General features: G+C 54.1%; 19 protein-coding genes and 1 pseudogene. 13 read left to right on the plus strand and 7 right to left on the minus strand.

Annotated elements, in window-relative coordinates; translation table 11 throughout:
• Positions 1 to 58: 58 nt before the first annotated feature.
• The 3 genes and pseudogenes from PYR65_RS10955 to PYR65_RS10965 form a co-directional block, all read left to right on the plus strand.
• Positions 59 to 538, plus strand: a complete 480-nt coding sequence (locus PYR65_RS10955; protein WP_407951230.1) for an HD domain-containing protein — start codon at positions 59 to 61, stop codon at positions 536 to 538.
• A gap of 468 nt (positions 539 to 1,006) precedes the next feature.
• Positions 1,007 to 1,207, plus strand: coding sequence for a hypothetical protein (locus PYR65_RS10960; RefSeq protein WP_276117995.1), 201 nt, complete (start codon positions 1,007 to 1,009; stop codon positions 1,205 to 1,207).
• A 437-nt stretch (positions 1,208 to 1,644) separates the two neighbouring features.
• Positions 1,645 to 1,840, plus strand: a pseudogene (locus PYR65_RS10965) (MFS transporter); the annotation flags it as partial.
• A 30-nt stretch (positions 1,841 to 1,870) separates the two neighbouring features.
• Here the strand turns inward: PYR65_RS10965 and PYR65_RS10970 are convergent.
• On the minus strand, positions 1,871 to 2,026 hold the full coding sequence (locus PYR65_RS10970) for a hypothetical protein (protein WP_276117996.1): 156 nt from the start codon (positions 2,024 to 2,026) through the stop codon (positions 1,871 to 1,873).
• A gap of 95 nt (positions 2,027 to 2,121) precedes the next feature.
• Positions 2,122 to 2,382 carry a hypothetical protein gene (locus PYR65_RS10975; protein WP_276117997.1) on the minus strand — a complete coding sequence of 87 codons (261 nt, stop codon included), beginning with the start codon at positions 2,380 to 2,382 and terminating at the stop codon, positions 2,122 to 2,124.
• Between the two features lie 169 nt (positions 2,383 to 2,551).
• On the opposite strand from PYR65_RS10975, the gene PYR65_RS10980 reads away from it, so the two are divergent.
• The 5 genes from PYR65_RS10980 to PYR65_RS11000 all read left to right on the plus strand — a co-directional run bounded on the left by PYR65_RS10980 (position 2,552) and on the right by PYR65_RS11000 (position 6,535).
• A complete protein-coding gene (locus PYR65_RS10980; protein WP_276117998.1) occupies positions 2,552 to 3,067 on the plus strand; it encodes a hypothetical protein in 516 nt (171 codons plus the stop codon).
• 180 nt (positions 3,068 to 3,247) lie between these two features.
• Positions 3,248 to 4,114 carry a hypothetical protein gene (locus tag PYR65_RS10985; protein ID WP_276117999.1) on the plus strand — a complete coding sequence of 289 codons (867 nt, stop codon included), beginning with the start codon at positions 3,248 to 3,250 and terminating at the stop codon, positions 4,112 to 4,114.
• A gap of 208 nt (positions 4,115 to 4,322) precedes the next feature.
• A complete protein-coding gene (locus tag PYR65_RS10990) occupies positions 4,323 to 4,880 on the plus strand; it encodes a hypothetical protein (RefSeq protein ID WP_276118000.1) in 558 nt (185 codons plus the stop codon).
• A gap of 145 nt (positions 4,881 to 5,025) precedes the next feature.
• On the plus strand, positions 5,026 to 5,817 hold the full coding sequence (locus PYR65_RS10995; RefSeq protein ID WP_276118001.1) for a DUF3800 domain-containing protein: 792 nt from the start codon (positions 5,026 to 5,028) through the stop codon (positions 5,815 to 5,817).
• Between the two features lie 175 nt (positions 5,818 to 5,992).
• Positions 5,993 to 6,535: a hypothetical protein gene (locus tag PYR65_RS11000; RefSeq protein ID WP_276118002.1), complete on the plus strand. Its 543-nt coding sequence runs from the start codon at positions 5,993 to 5,995 to the stop codon at positions 6,533 to 6,535.
• A 5-nt stretch (positions 6,536 to 6,540) separates the two neighbouring features.
• Here PYR65_RS11000 and PYR65_RS11005 read toward each other — a convergent pair whose 3' ends face one another.
• Positions 6,541 to 7,032, minus strand: a complete 492-nt coding sequence (locus PYR65_RS11005; RefSeq protein WP_276118003.1) for a hypothetical protein — start codon at positions 7,030 to 7,032, stop codon at positions 6,541 to 6,543.
• Between the two features lie 152 nt (positions 7,033 to 7,184).
• A complete protein-coding gene (locus tag PYR65_RS11010; RefSeq protein ID WP_276118004.1) occupies positions 7,185 to 8,243 on the minus strand; it encodes a hypothetical protein in 1,059 nt (352 codons plus the stop codon).
• A gap of 145 nt (positions 8,244 to 8,388) precedes the next feature.
• Here PYR65_RS11010 and PYR65_RS11015 point away from each other — a divergent pair, with 145 nt between their 5' ends.
• Positions 8,389 to 9,132: a hypothetical protein gene (locus PYR65_RS11015; protein WP_276118005.1), complete on the plus strand. Its 744-nt coding sequence runs from the start codon at positions 8,389 to 8,391 to the stop codon at positions 9,130 to 9,132.
• A gap of 4 nt (positions 9,133 to 9,136) precedes the next feature.
• On the opposite strand, the gene PYR65_RS11020 is transcribed toward PYR65_RS11015, so the two are convergent.
• Both PYR65_RS11020 and PYR65_RS11025 read right to left on the minus strand, forming a co-directional pair.
• Entirely contained in the window at positions 9,137 to 10,195 is a 1,059-nt protein-coding gene (locus PYR65_RS11020) for a nucleotidyl transferase AbiEii/AbiGii toxin family protein (protein WP_276118006.1), read from the minus strand.
• Between the two features lie 503 nt (positions 10,196 to 10,698).
• Positions 10,699 to 11,127 carry a hypothetical protein gene (locus PYR65_RS11025; protein WP_276118007.1) on the minus strand — a complete coding sequence of 143 codons (429 nt, stop codon included), beginning with the start codon at positions 11,125 to 11,127 and terminating at the stop codon, positions 10,699 to 10,701.
• A 241-nt stretch (positions 11,128 to 11,368) separates the two neighbouring features.
• Between PYR65_RS11025 and PYR65_RS11030 the strand changes: the two genes are divergently transcribed.
• Positions 11,369 to 11,671, plus strand: a complete 303-nt coding sequence (locus PYR65_RS11030) for a hypothetical protein (protein ID WP_276118008.1) — start codon at positions 11,369 to 11,371, stop codon at positions 11,669 to 11,671.
• A 201-nt stretch (positions 11,672 to 11,872) separates the two neighbouring features.
• On the opposite strand, the gene PYR65_RS11035 is transcribed toward PYR65_RS11030, so the two are convergent.
• Complete coding sequence (locus tag PYR65_RS11035; protein ID WP_276118009.1) at positions 11,873 to 13,414, minus strand: hypothetical protein; 1,542 nt, start codon at positions 13,412 to 13,414, stop codon at positions 11,873 to 11,875.
• A 351-nt stretch (positions 13,415 to 13,765) separates the two neighbouring features.
• Here PYR65_RS11035 and PYR65_RS11040 point away from each other — a divergent pair, with 351 nt between their 5' ends.
• Genes PYR65_RS11040 through PYR65_RS11050 form a run of 3 tightly spaced genes read left to right on the plus strand, consistent with a single transcriptional unit; the run spans position 13,766 to position 14,988 of the window.
• Positions 13,766 to 14,326, plus strand: a complete 561-nt coding sequence (locus PYR65_RS11040; RefSeq protein ID WP_276118010.1) for a hypothetical protein — start codon at positions 13,766 to 13,768, stop codon at positions 14,324 to 14,326.
• The gene (locus PYR65_RS11045; RefSeq protein WP_276118011.1) at positions 14,316 to 14,516 is read left to right on the plus strand and encodes a hypothetical protein; all 201 of its coding nucleotides are present in this window, start codon (positions 14,316 to 14,318) and stop codon (positions 14,514 to 14,516) included. Before PYR65_RS11040 ends, PYR65_RS11045 begins: the two co-directional genes overlap by 11 nt.
• Complete coding sequence (locus tag PYR65_RS11050) at positions 14,506 to 14,988, plus strand: hypothetical protein (RefSeq protein ID WP_276118012.1); 483 nt, start codon at positions 14,506 to 14,508, stop codon at positions 14,986 to 14,988. The genes PYR65_RS11045 and PYR65_RS11050 overlap by 11 nt, the downstream gene beginning before the upstream one ends.
• Positions 14,989 to 15,005: the final 17 nt, after the last annotated feature.

The raw sequence follows: 15,005 nt of genomic DNA on the forward strand, positions 1-15,005 counted from the left end.
AAGGCAAACCCCATCTGGCTGATATTCTTCTAGCCAACGCAGAAGAACGGGAAAGGCTATGATGCACGAACTCGACCGGGCCATTGAAATCGCAATGGAGGCGCATGCGGGGCAGACCGATAAAACAGGAGAGCCCTATTATCTCCATTGCAACCGCGTAGCAGCGGCGGTTTCCACAATTGCTGAGAAGACGGTAGCCTATTTGCATGATGCCGTGGAAAAAACCGACGATTGGTCGATTGAGCGACTCAAGGCGGAGGGTTTCTCTGACGTAATCGTCTCGGCTGTCGACGCCCTCACGAAGCGCGAGGGCGAGAGTGATCAAGCATTTGTGCGCCGCGCGGGGTCAAATCGTCTTGCTAGACCCGTGAAGGAAGCCGATCTGAAGGACAACCTTGGCCAAGCCGAGGCGACTGGGCTCGACCCGGCGAAGTATGTTGAGGGCTTAAAAACGTTGAGCGAGACCGGTAGCGCTGAACCGCCCGACGACGGACATGATGTTCAGGATGACGAGCCGCCTTGCGAGGGAAGGGCTTAATTGAATGATCCCCAGCCGGTAACTCCGCCTTTTTCTGTACGCCGAGATCATCGGGGAACGCTTGGTCTTCGAACCAGAGATTGTCGACCAGGTCACCGAGAGACTCGATCACCTGCTGGCGGGACCACCCGGCTTCCATGGCCTCGTCAATCATGGCCAGAAACGACGGCTCCAGCGCCTCCTGACATTCCAAATTGTCATCTTTCGGATTTTTGTTTGGTGTTTTCATCATGGGAAATCCTCCATTTCGCTCAGAACTCGGAGGCGATGTGGTTAGTTCCAGCATGCGACAATGCCCTTCAAACAGGCCATTACTTGCCGGTCTCGTGCCCGCGAAAATCGGGTACGTACCTCACGAAATCCGTCACGAATCCGTCTTGTGCGGCTGTTAGTTTTCGCTGAGAATGCTTTTGCGGAGGTCGCGAGGAGGCGGCGTTTCGCCAAGAGTGTCAGTTCCTTGGGAGGAAAATGATGCATATTTCCGATACCGCAATACCGCCAAAAGACCTAACCATGCTGCAGACGGTTCTGGATGCTTGGTGCAGGCAGCAACGCATATTACGCCGTGACGCAACGGCGGAAGCCAAAATATTGATCAGCGAATACAAGCGCGGCAATCGCTCGCAGATAGAATTGATCGATGCTCTCATCAGTCGGGCGACGCACTAAAGCCACTGCGCATCGACCAGAAAAACCCGGCCAAACAGCCGGGTTTTTTCGTAGACGGTAATGCAACTGGGCGGGCACAGTACCAAAATTCCAACTTTTAGCCATCGCCGCTCCAAGCTGTGCTGCCACCAGAGCAGCGGTACTGCCGCTTATGCGTGGGAGTTTCGGCCGATATCCGCGAGCAACTCTCCAAGGGTACTGTCCTGTAACCGCATCTGGAGCCTTTCAAAGTGGCTGCGACTTTGTCGTGTCCCATGGCCTATAATTCACTGAAAGATGGTCATGGTCCACATTACTGCCAAGCCGTCGTAAGCGGCCCCGACGAACTGTGAACTGGGTCGGTATCGGAACAGGCAGACCCGAAATCCTGGATAACATCTCGGGTGAGGGCGCGGCGATCTGTGTGTTGGCACGCTGACCAACTGGGTATGCGCCAACGACCTCTCGCTGTCGCGCTTCCTGGGATTGCCTCCTTTGGGCTCTTAACGGTGGCGATACGCCGCCCACCCAATTATCGCGCTTGTTGGCTACGCCCTCATTGCCATCGGCTGCTCGTCCGTTTATCCACTTGCTATCTCTGCCACCGCACAGCGGACGGATCGTCCTTCGCCGGTTAACGTTGCGGGCCTCGGCAACTTGTTGCAGCCCTGATAGAGCCTGGCGCTAACACCCGATACATGTTGCAGTAAAGGCGTTGATGAATTCCACCAGATGCGCATTGCCTTCAATTGTGCCGTTGTAAGGGAGATATCCGACGTCATCGAGCTTGTCGGTGAGGTCTTGGCAGAAATGAGCGAGGAGCGCTTCTGCATTGGTCATACCGCGTCTCCTAAACGCGTTTCAATACCCATGATTGGCCGACAGATTGTCGGCGGCCTGTGCTCGACCGACACTTTAAATAGTTGACTTGTAACTCAGTTTTGCGGAACATCCCGCGCAGCGGCTTCGGACAGCATGTTTGTGGCACCGCATTTATGGCAGTCACAAACGACATTCTTGTTGTCCTGCCCATAAAAATAGATTTGCGCGGACTTTTGGCTGATGCCTTTGATGATTTCGGCTCCGCACTGGCCGCAGACCATCACGCTATCGGTCGGTGCTTCAACTGTAAAATTAGATGGATGTTTTACATCTGTCTCAGGGTTAAACGTCACGCATTTCGCTTTGTATTTCATACACATCTCCTAGTTTCCGAATACTAAGATTTTACTCTGAAAAGTTGATCTGGTCGAGAAAAAGTTGGAATCGGCTCAAACCGTAACCGGGGGGTAAGGTGGCTTGTCTATCACAAGGGACCTCTAACCATTTACGGCTAGAAGTTGCCAAACAACCGGAGAAACACGGATGCGACGCATCGCTTTAGCAGCTACCATCATCACCACTTTGATTTCGTCAGAGACCTCGGCCGCCTGGTTTGCGCGGCTCGACAGCGCGGGGAAGCTGGTGGTCACAGGTGTTGCCACCAATCCCGACGCGACCAGCACAGCCATTTATCTAACGTGCAATGGCAACCGTCTCGATATCGAGGTTCTGACCGTGATGAACGCTAAACCGGACGAGCTGACCTACTTCGAAGGAACCAAGATACTTTTCGGTTACAAGGTCAAAGGTCGACAGAAGGAATTGGGTGTCGATGCCGAACCTGTCGTCTCAGCAGGAGGGGCGCTTTCCATCCGCGCTAATCTGACGCCAGAGCAATCGGCGGCAATAGCGGACTCCATCGGTCGAGGTTATCGTCTCGATGTAGCTGTCGTACATCCAGAGCTGGGCGACGATAAGGGATTTAAAGCTGTCATGTCAGAAGGCTTTACGACGGCGACCCTGGCGATGGCTGAGGGCTGCCCTGGGCTTGGCATTTAACCGCGTCGAACAGATTGAGAGCTGCTCGAATTCGGAGCCAGCATGAATACGATACTGACCACAGGGTGCATGATTGTAGCATGCGCGAGTGTGGCTTCGGCACAGACGAAGCTGCAGGACTAGAGCGGAAGCTACCTGTGCAAGCTGACCGCGAGTGCTGGGCTGCGGCTGAATAAGGAATTGCAGACCTGGAATGGTGTGATCTTCGATGTCCGAGACAGCTCGTTGCTGATGAAAATCACCAACACCGACAAAATAAGCAGCTCGAAAATCTACTCTGAATTCGGCGAATATTCCGTGGCTTTCAAAGATTTTGGATCGACAGGCAACGCACAGAACTGTGTGAGCAACTATCCCAGCGCCACGTTCAGTGATGAGGTGCCGGTGATCGAAGGGCGACTGGAATGCAACTACTTCGGCACCACGTATCGCGTCAACCTTCAAATGAACCGCATCCAGATCACGTTTGACGGCGGATATATGGAGGATTTGAAGGAAAATCAGGACACGCCCTACATCGCGGTCGGAGTTGCGATAAGGTTTAACCGGCTACCTTGTCCGACTTCTCCTGTTTTTCTCCCACGGCTTCTTTTCCAGCCAGTCCATCATGACTTCGAAAGCTGCATATTTGGCCTCATCGGACGTCTTATACCGACGCTCGGAATCCCTTTTATATTCCGTCGCTCTATGCCTGATCGTTGCACTCCAAAAGGAGTCATTGGGATAGACGCTGATCGAAAGGCCATCCGTTCGGAGATATTCTCCGCCATAGGTAAAGGACGACCGCCACCGTCTGGAAAGCCATTTATCGCGCCTTTTGGCCTTGTTCCGATATCGCACTTCACGCTGACGAGCCCGGTCCAGGTCCTCTTCCATGTGACCGGCACAAACGCAGCCTACCTTGAGGTCGTCCGGATAATCCTCGTGTCGCATGACGTGGACGAACATGACGCGCTGCTTCTCGCACATCTCACAGACATGGTCTTGCTCACCCGACTTGTAATAGTCGACGACATGCCACCCCCTGTGAGGCACCCCTGGCTCTGACCATTTCCCGCCCCCTGGCGTGACATCAGGATTTTCATATGCCCCGTCTGCCTGTTCTTGCGGCGTCAGAATCTGCTTCAGTAGACGTGTCCAAGGACTGTCGATGACATCCATAATAATGCTCCTCATCGTTGAGTGCATGATGCTACAACCTGAATGGTTGGCAACGCAGAATCCTGCTAGGCCGCAGGTGCGACAGGGGATTTGTGTGAAGAATATAGCAGTAATCGTCGCGACGACTGTGTGCATGCTGAGTGGGACGGCGTTGATGGCGCAAGAAGGTGCGGCACCTACAGCAGAGGGACTGCTCGAAAACGTCTGTATTGGTGGTAGGCTCGACGAAAACCTCTTGGAGCCATATGTCCAGCAGACCGCCGAATTTTTCAAAATGAACGTCACCAAGCTGACGCCGGACATGCTCGCGACAGTCAATCCGGATGCAACGTCTGGGTGGGCAATTTCAGATCAAAAGCAATCATTCGTCATCGCATTCGCGCGCAAGACGGTTGATGGCTACTCAAGCGCCAGTTGCTCGGTCGCCACGGAGGCTGGCGATGAAGCTGCCGATGCAGTCCAGACCTTTATCCAGACCAAATACCCAGTCCGGAAGATTGCTGATCAACAGCAGGGAAACTCGACCATCACGGCGTACCGCGCTGAGTTGCTTGGCTTCGCCACTCCGAAGAATTTCAGCGTTCAGCGCGTGCATGCCGGTGGCGGGCTCTCAGGCATGCTCATGGTATCGTTTTTCGACAGTGGTCCGTGAACGCGAGATAGGCATTGACGAAAATCGGCAGGCCGCAAGAACGTTAGATGAACAAATTTGTAAGAAACCTCTGAATCACCTGTGGAGGGGCCGACAAACGCGCCACAACCCGTGATATTATCAGGGCTTCGATGAATCGGAGTTCATGTCCATTTTCCTGCCCTCGCCAAATCCCACGGCCGTTGAGCCCGCCGCAGACGACAAGCCGCGAAAACAAATCCTGTATTTCTGTGACGAGAGCAGCCAGGACGGTGACACGTTCATGGCCGTGGCAGGCATTGCCGTGGCGAAAGAGGCAATCCCCGTGATCGTGAGCCAGATGACGGAAATCCGAGAGAAATTTGGGAAACAGGGCGAAGTCAAATGGAAGAACGCGAAGAGCCGCTCAGGTGTCGTCCATGAGGCCTATATCAGGCTTCTGTTCGCATTAGTAGATGAAGGTCGGCTCCATTTCCATATTCGCTTCAGTCGAATGGATGAATACGACCATAAGCTCTCGGGGCCTAGGCGTAAGATCGACACCGTAAGCAAAGCGTTCTTCATGCTTCTGCTTCACCGCCCGGTCGCGTTTTACGGTGCCGAGGCTGACCTTCACATCCACCCTGATGATGGTGACTGCACGAGCGAGCTAGTAAACCAGATTGGCGCTTTGAATTTCGTCGGGAGGAGGAAGTGTGGGGTTCGGGATATCGTGAAGCTGGTACAACCAAGGTCTTCAGAGCGTGAGCCCATGTTGCAGCTGCTCGACTGTACCCTCGGAGCGTTGGCTGCTTATCGAAATGGTCGGCATGAAAAGGACGGCATTAGCGACACCAAAAAGAACCTGGCGAAGCTGACGTTCGACATGACCGGATGGCCTGACCTCACCGGGAACTGCTGGCGAGATAAGAAAAAGCTCAACCGATGGAATTCCGTGCCAAGGTTCAGAAAGAGCTGAGAGCGCGACCGAAGGGGCTAGTCTCGTTAAAGACGGGCTGGTTGATGACCCAGGGCTTCGCCCGCATCGGTAATAAAAAGGTAGAGCGGTGTCGCGAGATTCGCAACCCGCCATCACATAAAGAGATCGTTATGTGACTGTTAGGCCAGCGATAAATATTTTCGGATGGGATTGTATGACAAAGACAAAAACATTTGGCCTGCGCACACCGACTGATCTTCACCGAAAACTCGTCCACGACATTGAGCGTCTCGCCACCGCGTCTTATTCAGCGCCGTTGTCATATGCTGCATACGACTGCGCCGTGACAGCCACCCACATTGCGGACTGGGTCGTCCATACAGTCGGATCGGCCCAGCATCTCAGGCTGACCGGAAAGAAATCCGGACACAACGAGGCGATGAAAGGATTCGGGCAGACGAACGCCACCCGGCTGCCAGCGCTGGAATTTTGCCGTCAAATTGCGAACGCCGTTAAACATGTCAAGGTCACACGTGGCCCGATCATGGACAACATGAGCACCGGCCGGTCGGTCAAATTCGATCCACCATTAGACTTTGCGAAACCGATACCGCCAGATCAGAAGATGCTGCCACACGCCTACATCACCGTGGATGATAAGTCGTATCCGGTGATCAACCTGTTTCGCGATATGGCCGTCCAGTGGCAGCAATTCCTTCTGGAGGAAGGCCTTTTCGAGGAAGAGCAGGACGAGTGAACGGGTTATGCCGCCACCTCAGATTTCTTTCCTCTGAGCATCTTACCTATGCCCCAGGCAATCACGAACACGAAAATCGATAGGATCAGGACTGCAATTGCGGAGACGACTGCGATCCCGCTCGTGTTGAAGAAAGGCTGGCCGAGCGCCGTCGGCGGAATGGCGTAAGTGATGCCGGTCGCAGCTGCCAACAGGGTCATGAGCAAAGCCGTTGTCACACTACCCTGTATGATAACCCTGGCTCCACGTAGACCAGCATAGAAGACCGTAACCAGCAGCAGGATAATGGTCGCCGTCATCCCGACAGAATAGGCCAAGGCTCTCGGATGTAGGCGCGCCAGAAGGTCAGCACGTTCAGCATCCGTGAGGTTTGCCAACTCGGAGCCGGTGAGATGACGCGCTTCGCGATCATAGAGGAGCAGCATGCCAGTGCCAGTCTGGTATGAGCCGGTGCCCACCATGTAGACGAGCCAGATTGCGACGACAACCGCGCCCACGACTAGGATACTCCTCACAGCTCGATTCAATGCAGCCCCCCTATGCGAGGGTAAAGAGCATTAGAACTCGACCGAAAGTCAATATGTAGCGGCCGCGACCGGTAGAGCTGCCAAAACGACAGCTCCGATGATAATCGCGAGACCGATCCACTTCATGCCGCTGCCCTCCTGATCACCTCGGCTATAGATGTGACGCCGTGTGGCGGATCAGGAGGCTCGTCAGATGGTGGTGACCAGCCCAGTTGTTCAAGTGTCCTGCCCGCGTCGAATTGATCCGTTACGGCCTTCCAGGAGGCATCGAGTGTTGTTTCATCCAGGACGTCGTCAGCCCATTCGGGCTTATCCCTGTTTCGGTCGATCCACAGCGTGACTTCGTTGTCCCATCGGTCGAAATTTGCGAGAGCCCACAATTCGATCCGGCTGAATTTCTCGGTCCAAGGAGCAGGAGCGATAGTTTGCGCGTGTTTTAATCTGTGCAGCGGGAATGGAGGCTCCGTCGTTTGGTCCCTGAGTGTGGTGATCGCCCCATACAGCCGATCACGCTTTGCGAGCATGTCGTCGAAGAACTCGACCCACATGTTTTCGTCAGAGGTATCAGCCTTGATGTGCGCAAAGCTGGTCACAGATGTCGAGTAAACGGCGATCAATTTTGCAAACCGGTCCTTTTTACGCAGCTCGTGAAACCGGTCGTTCTCGTGCTTGGCCATACGCTGATCCCACACCGAAGGTCCTAGCTCCCTCTTGAAGTCCTCCATGGACTTGTGACCACGCTGGCAGATATCGGCTCTGTCGGCATCCGTCGGCAGCTCGATGCCGAGCGCGTTGGAAACCTGCGACAGGATATCGTCGATGTCATCCGCTGGCACGACCTCTTCGAGGGCCAGCACCTTATCAATCGCTTCCTGGATCGCTTGACGCTCGGCGGCACTGGCCCGATATCTGGCCGCGACCTCGGCGATCTGGGCGTTGCGAACCCCCTTCGCATCAAAGCGGCTGACGGCTGTTTGGAGAATTTCAATCTGGTTGATACGGAGTTCGGCAACGGCCTTTACACGAGCGGCCTCGGCGATCTGCGCGTGGTATGCGGCGGATGCACGCTGAAAGCCGCCGGACTTGTGCCACGCTACGACCTTTTCGTAGCGCACGAGCGCGCGCATTTCACGGTCTTCGATTTTATGAATTTCCTGGATTACTTCCTTCATGATCGACATTCCATTTTTCTGATGTCTTTGATCCTGATTAAAATGGTTGGAGCGAACGAAACCTGAATCAAATGAATTCGACATCCGCCGACAAGAATCTTGGCGACGCACTTCGGAGTTGTGTAATGTCGGCCGCTACAGCGCTGGGGGCGGCATGAATTTTATCAATTTTTCGATTGGCGGCGCGTCGTCGGCTCCGCAGGCCTGGCTGACGACGGTTATGCCGGGGCTGACGGTCGCATTGAGCGCGGGCTTGATCTTGTTCCTATTGAACTGGTTTCGGGAGTGGCTGACGGGCTATCTGAAGCGTAAATCCGAGGCTGAGGTGCTGGCTTTTTCGCTTGTCACACTGTTCGATACGTTGATCTCTCAGTGTGCGGATGTCGTTGACGATCCGCTGCATCAGGACCGAGAAACTCAGTGCTGGGAGAGCACAACCAAAACTCCGGAGATCATTTTTCCGGAGCACGTTACCTGGTCGGTCTTTGCAAAGGCTCTGCAATACAAAATCAGGTCGATCCCAAACAAAATCGATGTTGCAGAACGCAATATCTCTTCCCTGGGTGAATACGGTGACGGCCCCCCAGATTACGCTGACGCCTTCCAGGAAGCACGTTGGCGATATTCTTGGATCGGGCTGGAAGCATGCCTGATCAACGATACCCTGGCGGAAAGATATGGCGTGCCTCTTTTAGATCGTGGCGACTGGCATCCGGCGGATCGTTTCAGAAGTGAGATAGCGAAGATCACAAAACTTCGGGATGAGAAAGAAGCTCGGCACGCAGCAATGCCCGATTTTATGAGGCCGAAGGTGCCAATTGAGGTACTTCACGCTCGGCATGCAAAGCTTTCGGCTGATCTGGAAGCCGCAACGAAAAAGGGCCCGCAGGCCCTCTAACAGGTTATCGTTTGAGCTGTGAAGGCAGATCAGCACCAGTCCGCAGCCGATAATCAGACAAGGTCACGACCTTCTTGCCTTCATCTTTATCGGCCTGCGCCTGCCTGAAGGCCTTTTTGACCTCATCAATCGTGGGGTTCTTGCCTTCGAGCTTGCGGATACGGGCGGCACCGATGATGTAACGGATTTTCTGATAGAAGTCCCGAACGTCGATGAACACCTGCATTGCGTCGAGTTTGTCGGAGGTTGGGCCGTACTTTGACAGAACTTTTTCCAGGCTACCAGCTTTGTCCATCGTGAAATCATAGCTGAGAGTCTCAGGCTGTTCGATCAAGAAGGCCATGATGTCGTCGTAGCTGTGGCCTGCCGCCAGAAACTTGGCCAGCAGTTCGGCTGCAACGATGTTGTGGTCTAAGGACATGCCTGCCAGCAGTGACAGGTCGGAGTAATCCTTCCAGCGACCGATTGTCGGGGTCAGAGCAGACAGAAGCTTGTCAGCAGCCTGGGACTCGAACGACTGGTAGTGTGCGAATGTCGGCTCTTGCTTCGCGTAGAAGGTTGAGCCGTGACGCTTGGTCTGCTTGTGCCTAGGAAACTTCTTAGGGCCGCCCCATGTCACATCGACATGGTTTTTGACCGTGCTCGGACCAACCTGCACCGAGAAATTGTAGCGATGGACGAGCTGACCATTCGTGTTGATCACCTGGGCCTTCCGGTCAAAGCCGGTCAGGGCAATTCCCTTTTCGGCAAGGCGTGGTGCCATGACGGTGAAGGCTCTCTCGAACTCCCAGTCCTCAATGGCACGCATATATAGGAGATCGATATCGGCGGTCTCCCTGATGCCTTGGTGGTACGCGTAGCCCCCTTTAACGAGCGGCTCGGATTTGATTTCCGCAAGGATGTGGCGAAGGACCTCTTCGCCGGTGGCGCGGTCGAGGGCTCGGCCTGCGTCCATTGTCCGGACACGTGCATTCGTCTCCGAATTGAACGCACAGCAGGCGGCTTCGATACGCTGTTTGAATTTCTTTCCTTCTTCGAGGATGCGGGTATCGATGTTCGACATTGTTTTTCTCCCAAATTGCATCTGGGAGGAGGTTTGTTTTCGGCCTTGCAAGATACGAATTCGGCCGATCAGGTGTCGTCTCGGGTCGAGGTTTCCATTTCAGCAGTCCGAATATCAATAGGACAAGACTCCTATGGTCGGCGGAAATGTCCAAGACCTACATTTTCAGTTTAGCCTGCTTGGGTCGGTCGACCAGGTATTCATGCGGCAGCTGACGGCGATATTTTCTCGCCAACCGAACGGCCATGGGAGCCAGGATCGACGACAGAATGACCTGCCTCGTTGGAATTCGAGCGAGGTTTCTTCCGGCGGTCGTATCCGACTTCGAAAAGCCACGGCCGTTTGCCAGCTGCGCGTGATCCTCGTCCTGGGCAGCCAGCCAACCGACCGCTTTGTGAGCCCGCACCAAAGCTGCAGGATCGTCACACTGTGCGATGCGACATACGAGATTCAAAACTGAATATATTCGTTGCGAAACTATGGAGTAACGGGGGGAGTGACCATCAGTCGTCATAAGCGTCTTCATCCTGGATGTCGTAGTCGCCCTCGTATGCTGGGTCGAAATCGCTTTCCATAATGGCCTCTTCCGGATCAGGTGGACCCAGTTCCCATCTGCGCTTAGCCGTAGCCGATGCATCGGGGTGGCGGCTGGTCATCTGCAAATAATACAAGCGGTTCTCAGCCCTCCTGATTGCTTCATCACCACAGTACCCTGCATCCTGCAACGCCTTGCCGATAAGCCGCACCATGCCGTCAGCCGCCTGCTGGTGCTCCAGGAGCCCAGACCGCTGGTAATGGCCCACGAAAGCGGAAAAGGCGGACGCTATCGCCGTGTCTAGGTCATCCGTTTCCGGGATGGCACGCTGCTTTACAGATGCTCTCCAACGCGCAGTCCGCGCAGCTCCAGCTGATACATATTCCTCAGGTTCCATCGTTTTCTCCCGTCACACTGTGATCCCGTTACCGTCACAATGAGACGCCGCGACGCAAGAAACCCGGTGTTTTTCGTCGGCCAACCTAGAATAAAGGGTAACCACAGTAAAATACGTTGTTTTAACTTATTTTAAGTTTCAGTAACCACGCCCGAACAGACAAATCTCCAGGCAATTCAAGACCTTTGACAATGTTGACATTATGGACATTTACTTCTTTTCCATGCAAAAGGAGACATTGATGGTCGACATTACCGCTACCCAGATCGACGACTATGCTGTGATGATGGGAAACGGCAGCAGGTCGACCATCTCCGCCATTGGTGGTATTTCCGAAGCGGGAGCATGGATTGTCGCCCAGCTTGATGAGATGATCGCCTCAGGGGAATACATAGGCGAATCGGTGATGGCGCATGAAGCGGTCATGAACATTGCTCACAAGATCGAGTTTGGCCGGATCGAAGACGATGCTCGTAAGCCGACCGCAGATATTCTGCGATACCTGTCTCAATTCGTTTTACAACGTCGCGTTCCGCTGTCCTGAGCTAAGGATGGAGATGAGGGTTCATATACGGTTGATCGCTCAAGTAGTCTTCGCTTCAATTCCTAAGCCATAGGATAGCATCTACCGAGTTAATTCGTGAACAATCTCCAATTACGTTATTATGATCATCCCCGTAGAACAGGCCGAGACCATCGGGCCATAGCTAGAGGATATCATCTACCGAGTTAATTCGTGAACATCTTAACCGGCATAAAAGCCAAGGCATCTGTGAATATGTCCCACTGATACGCCAAAGTGAACGGCGATCTTACGCATTGATGCACCGTTCTTTTGCATCTCAAGCGCAGCTGCTCCGATCTCAACCCGCCTGTCTGCCATTGCCGCGTGGGTAGACTTCAAGAGACCCCGACGATGCTTCGATTTGTTGCTGCGCGCTGAAGCGAGCTTTATGCTGCGGTCTTCGCCGATAAGGCAACGCAGGTCGGCCGCTTCTGCCTCCTCATCTGAGATTGACAGCCACTGCCGGATGGTATCGGCATTCATCGAATAGCGGGCGTCCACAACCATACCATTATATTCAATCTCAATCCCATCTGCAGCCATGTGCGCGCGAGCGATAACGGCTGACATCCGAGCCTTGATCTCATCCTCATCCCATTCGCACCGACCACGAGCTAGATCGACAATCTCTTCCTCGATCATCTCCACGTCGACAGTCCACGCCAGGCAGACTGATGCGACAAACAACCAGCTGTCGCGACGGCCAGGGGGAAGGATGCCTTTTCTATATCGGTAGACACGAAGCCGTTCTAGATCGTCAAACACGGACGTGTAGTAGGTCCGGTGAGTCATCTTGTATCCAACAAGGTCCGCTCGTTTTTCGACAGCCCTGCGCAGAGGGTGTTCGCCCTCCGGCCGTGCGTCAGGCACATGGACCTTGATCGTTGTCGTCTTTGGCTTTGGCTTTGGCTTGGATAAAGCCCGCTTTACCGGCTCTGTCACCGTCTCCGATGGAGGCACGATCTCGGAGATGAGGTCTTCAAAGTCGTACCGAGCCGGAGACATCGGCGATCCTTTCGACCATAGAAGGCGAACGATTGGGTTACCCTGGTCTTCGACTTTGCTGTTCCTCGAACCGGGCAGACGGAAAAAGTGAATAGCATCCTTTGCGCCGCGATCCGGGCCAAAGCGTTCGAAACGCCTAAATATCTCGTCCTGTATCAACTGCCATCGGCTTAGCTCCGAAGGCGGCACAGCGTCGTGCAGCCAAATACAAAGAAGACCTTTTCCGCTGCAAAGAATCATTGAGGGGGCGGGAAATGCCTCGTCATCGCAAAAGCGAAGAACTTCGTCGGCAATCCACTCCGGCGGGTATTTTGCTAGATCGGTGTTGTAGTAGTCGAGGTCTGTGAAAACACATCCGAGTTCGACCAGATTCTGCGTCACCCGCTTCCCATGATAGCGGTGCAGCGAGAGATAAATGTCTTTTTTGAACTTGCGCAGGTGATGATCAGCGTAGTCTGCGGCATGTTCGAGGTCGGCATACGTCTCGTAAATTCTGCCCTTCCGAGTCAGGTTGCCGTAGACAACCAATCCCTCGCCATCGGAAGGATGCATCAACTCGACCATGTGCCGAGCGCTGAACGTTTTGGTGGTTACAGGTCGCTGAACCTTGCCTCGCACCACTTTCATGGCGGCAGCAGGTATATCGATATCAAAATCCGGAAAAACGAATGCATTTACATCGTCAACCGGCTTGCATTGAGCTTCGCCGAAAAACATAATTAGATCACCCCAAGAAAACCGACGGCGAGGGTTTGGCGACCCAGTGACCCGTCGGTTTTTCTATGTTTGCTGTGGGCCAATCCTGTTTCAAGATGCGCAGATATGTTGACAAGCCCAATCTGTTGACCAGCCGTTAACCTATCTAATACTTCTCAGTAGAAATTTATTTTCGGCTGTCGGTACCACTTGCGGTACCCATCAGGTACCTGTTACCTTCTTTTCAACGCCACCCGCTCACTGGAGCCACATACCGTGAAAGCCTTTCCAATAAATCTATGACGCACACCGCGTTGTCACCGGTTTGCACACCGGTGTCTGAGATTTATTGTGACTTGAAAGGACTTTCGGATGGCGTTCGTCACCCACTATTTTACCGCTGACCAGCATTTCGGCCATGCGCGCATGCTCGAATTCCGTCCGTTTGCGAACACGGATGAAATGGACCGCTACCTGATCGATGCACATAATGCCGTCGTCAAGGACGCCGATATCATTTGGATGTTGGGTGATTTCTCCTCCCATCAGGACAGCTGCACCGCCCAGATTTTCGCCCAGTTGAAAGGCCGGAAGCGCCTCATCTTGGGCAATCACGACACGGACCACAGCGGCAATGTTCGCAAAGGCATCGCCGCTCTCGCGTGGGACCAGCCCCCGACACATTATGCTGAGGTCAAACAGGATCGCGAACGCGTTATCCTGCACCACTACGCCATGCGCACCTGGTCGGCGAGCATCCATGGAAGCTGGCACCTGTATGGCCATTCCCACGGCCGCCTGCCTGCATACGGACGGTCGCGTGATTGCGGTGTTGATTGCCCTGACCTTGGATACGCGCCATCGACACTCCTGGGTTTGACGGTTCGCATGCGCGATGCCGAGGCGGTGCATGAGCCCCTCGATGCCAATTAAGTTTCCGACCAAACCCGGTCTCCTCGCCCGCCAGCAATTGTCGCTTGAGCGCTTGCGAAAGATGCGCATAGACCGCGATCCAGAGATGCAATTGATAATCAGTGATTTCGTAAGCGAATTGAAAGCCGACTTGGCTGCGCACAACATCGATATCGAAATCGTCGCGAGGGAGCATGACGATGACGCATGACGAGTTTGTCGCCTACATTCGCGAGCGTTACGCCACCCTCTTTGACCCGACCAACTCCGACGAAGTCTGGCGATACCTCATCACCGTCGGGCCTGGTTGGTGTCCACTGTTCACCGATTTCTGCGAGCAGATGGAAGGCGTCCTGCACCACCACGACGAGACCGGTCGCTGGTACATCCGGCAGGTGAAGGAGAAATTTGGTGAGTTGCGCATCTATGTCCGACCGGCTCCGTACGAGCGACCGGATGTGGACGGATTCATGGAATGGGTGGACGATATCGATCCTCCTGAACCGACACATGTCGAAGACATGCTCGGCATCATCAAACAGCATATCACCGGCCGGGCTGCCCATGTCTGTGAGGATTGTGGAGAGCCGGGAGAGCTGCGTGTCCTGGATGGCTGGTATAGCACGTGCTGCGACAGGCATTTTGAAGAGTGGAAAGCGCGTAAGGCATCTCGAAAATCATAAGACGCCGTCCAAAAACG

Source organism: Pararhizobium qamdonense (genome assembly GCF_029277445.1).
In the GTDB taxonomy this organism is placed as follows: Bacteria; Pseudomonadota; Alphaproteobacteria; order Rhizobiales; family Rhizobiaceae; genus Pararhizobium; species Pararhizobium qamdonense.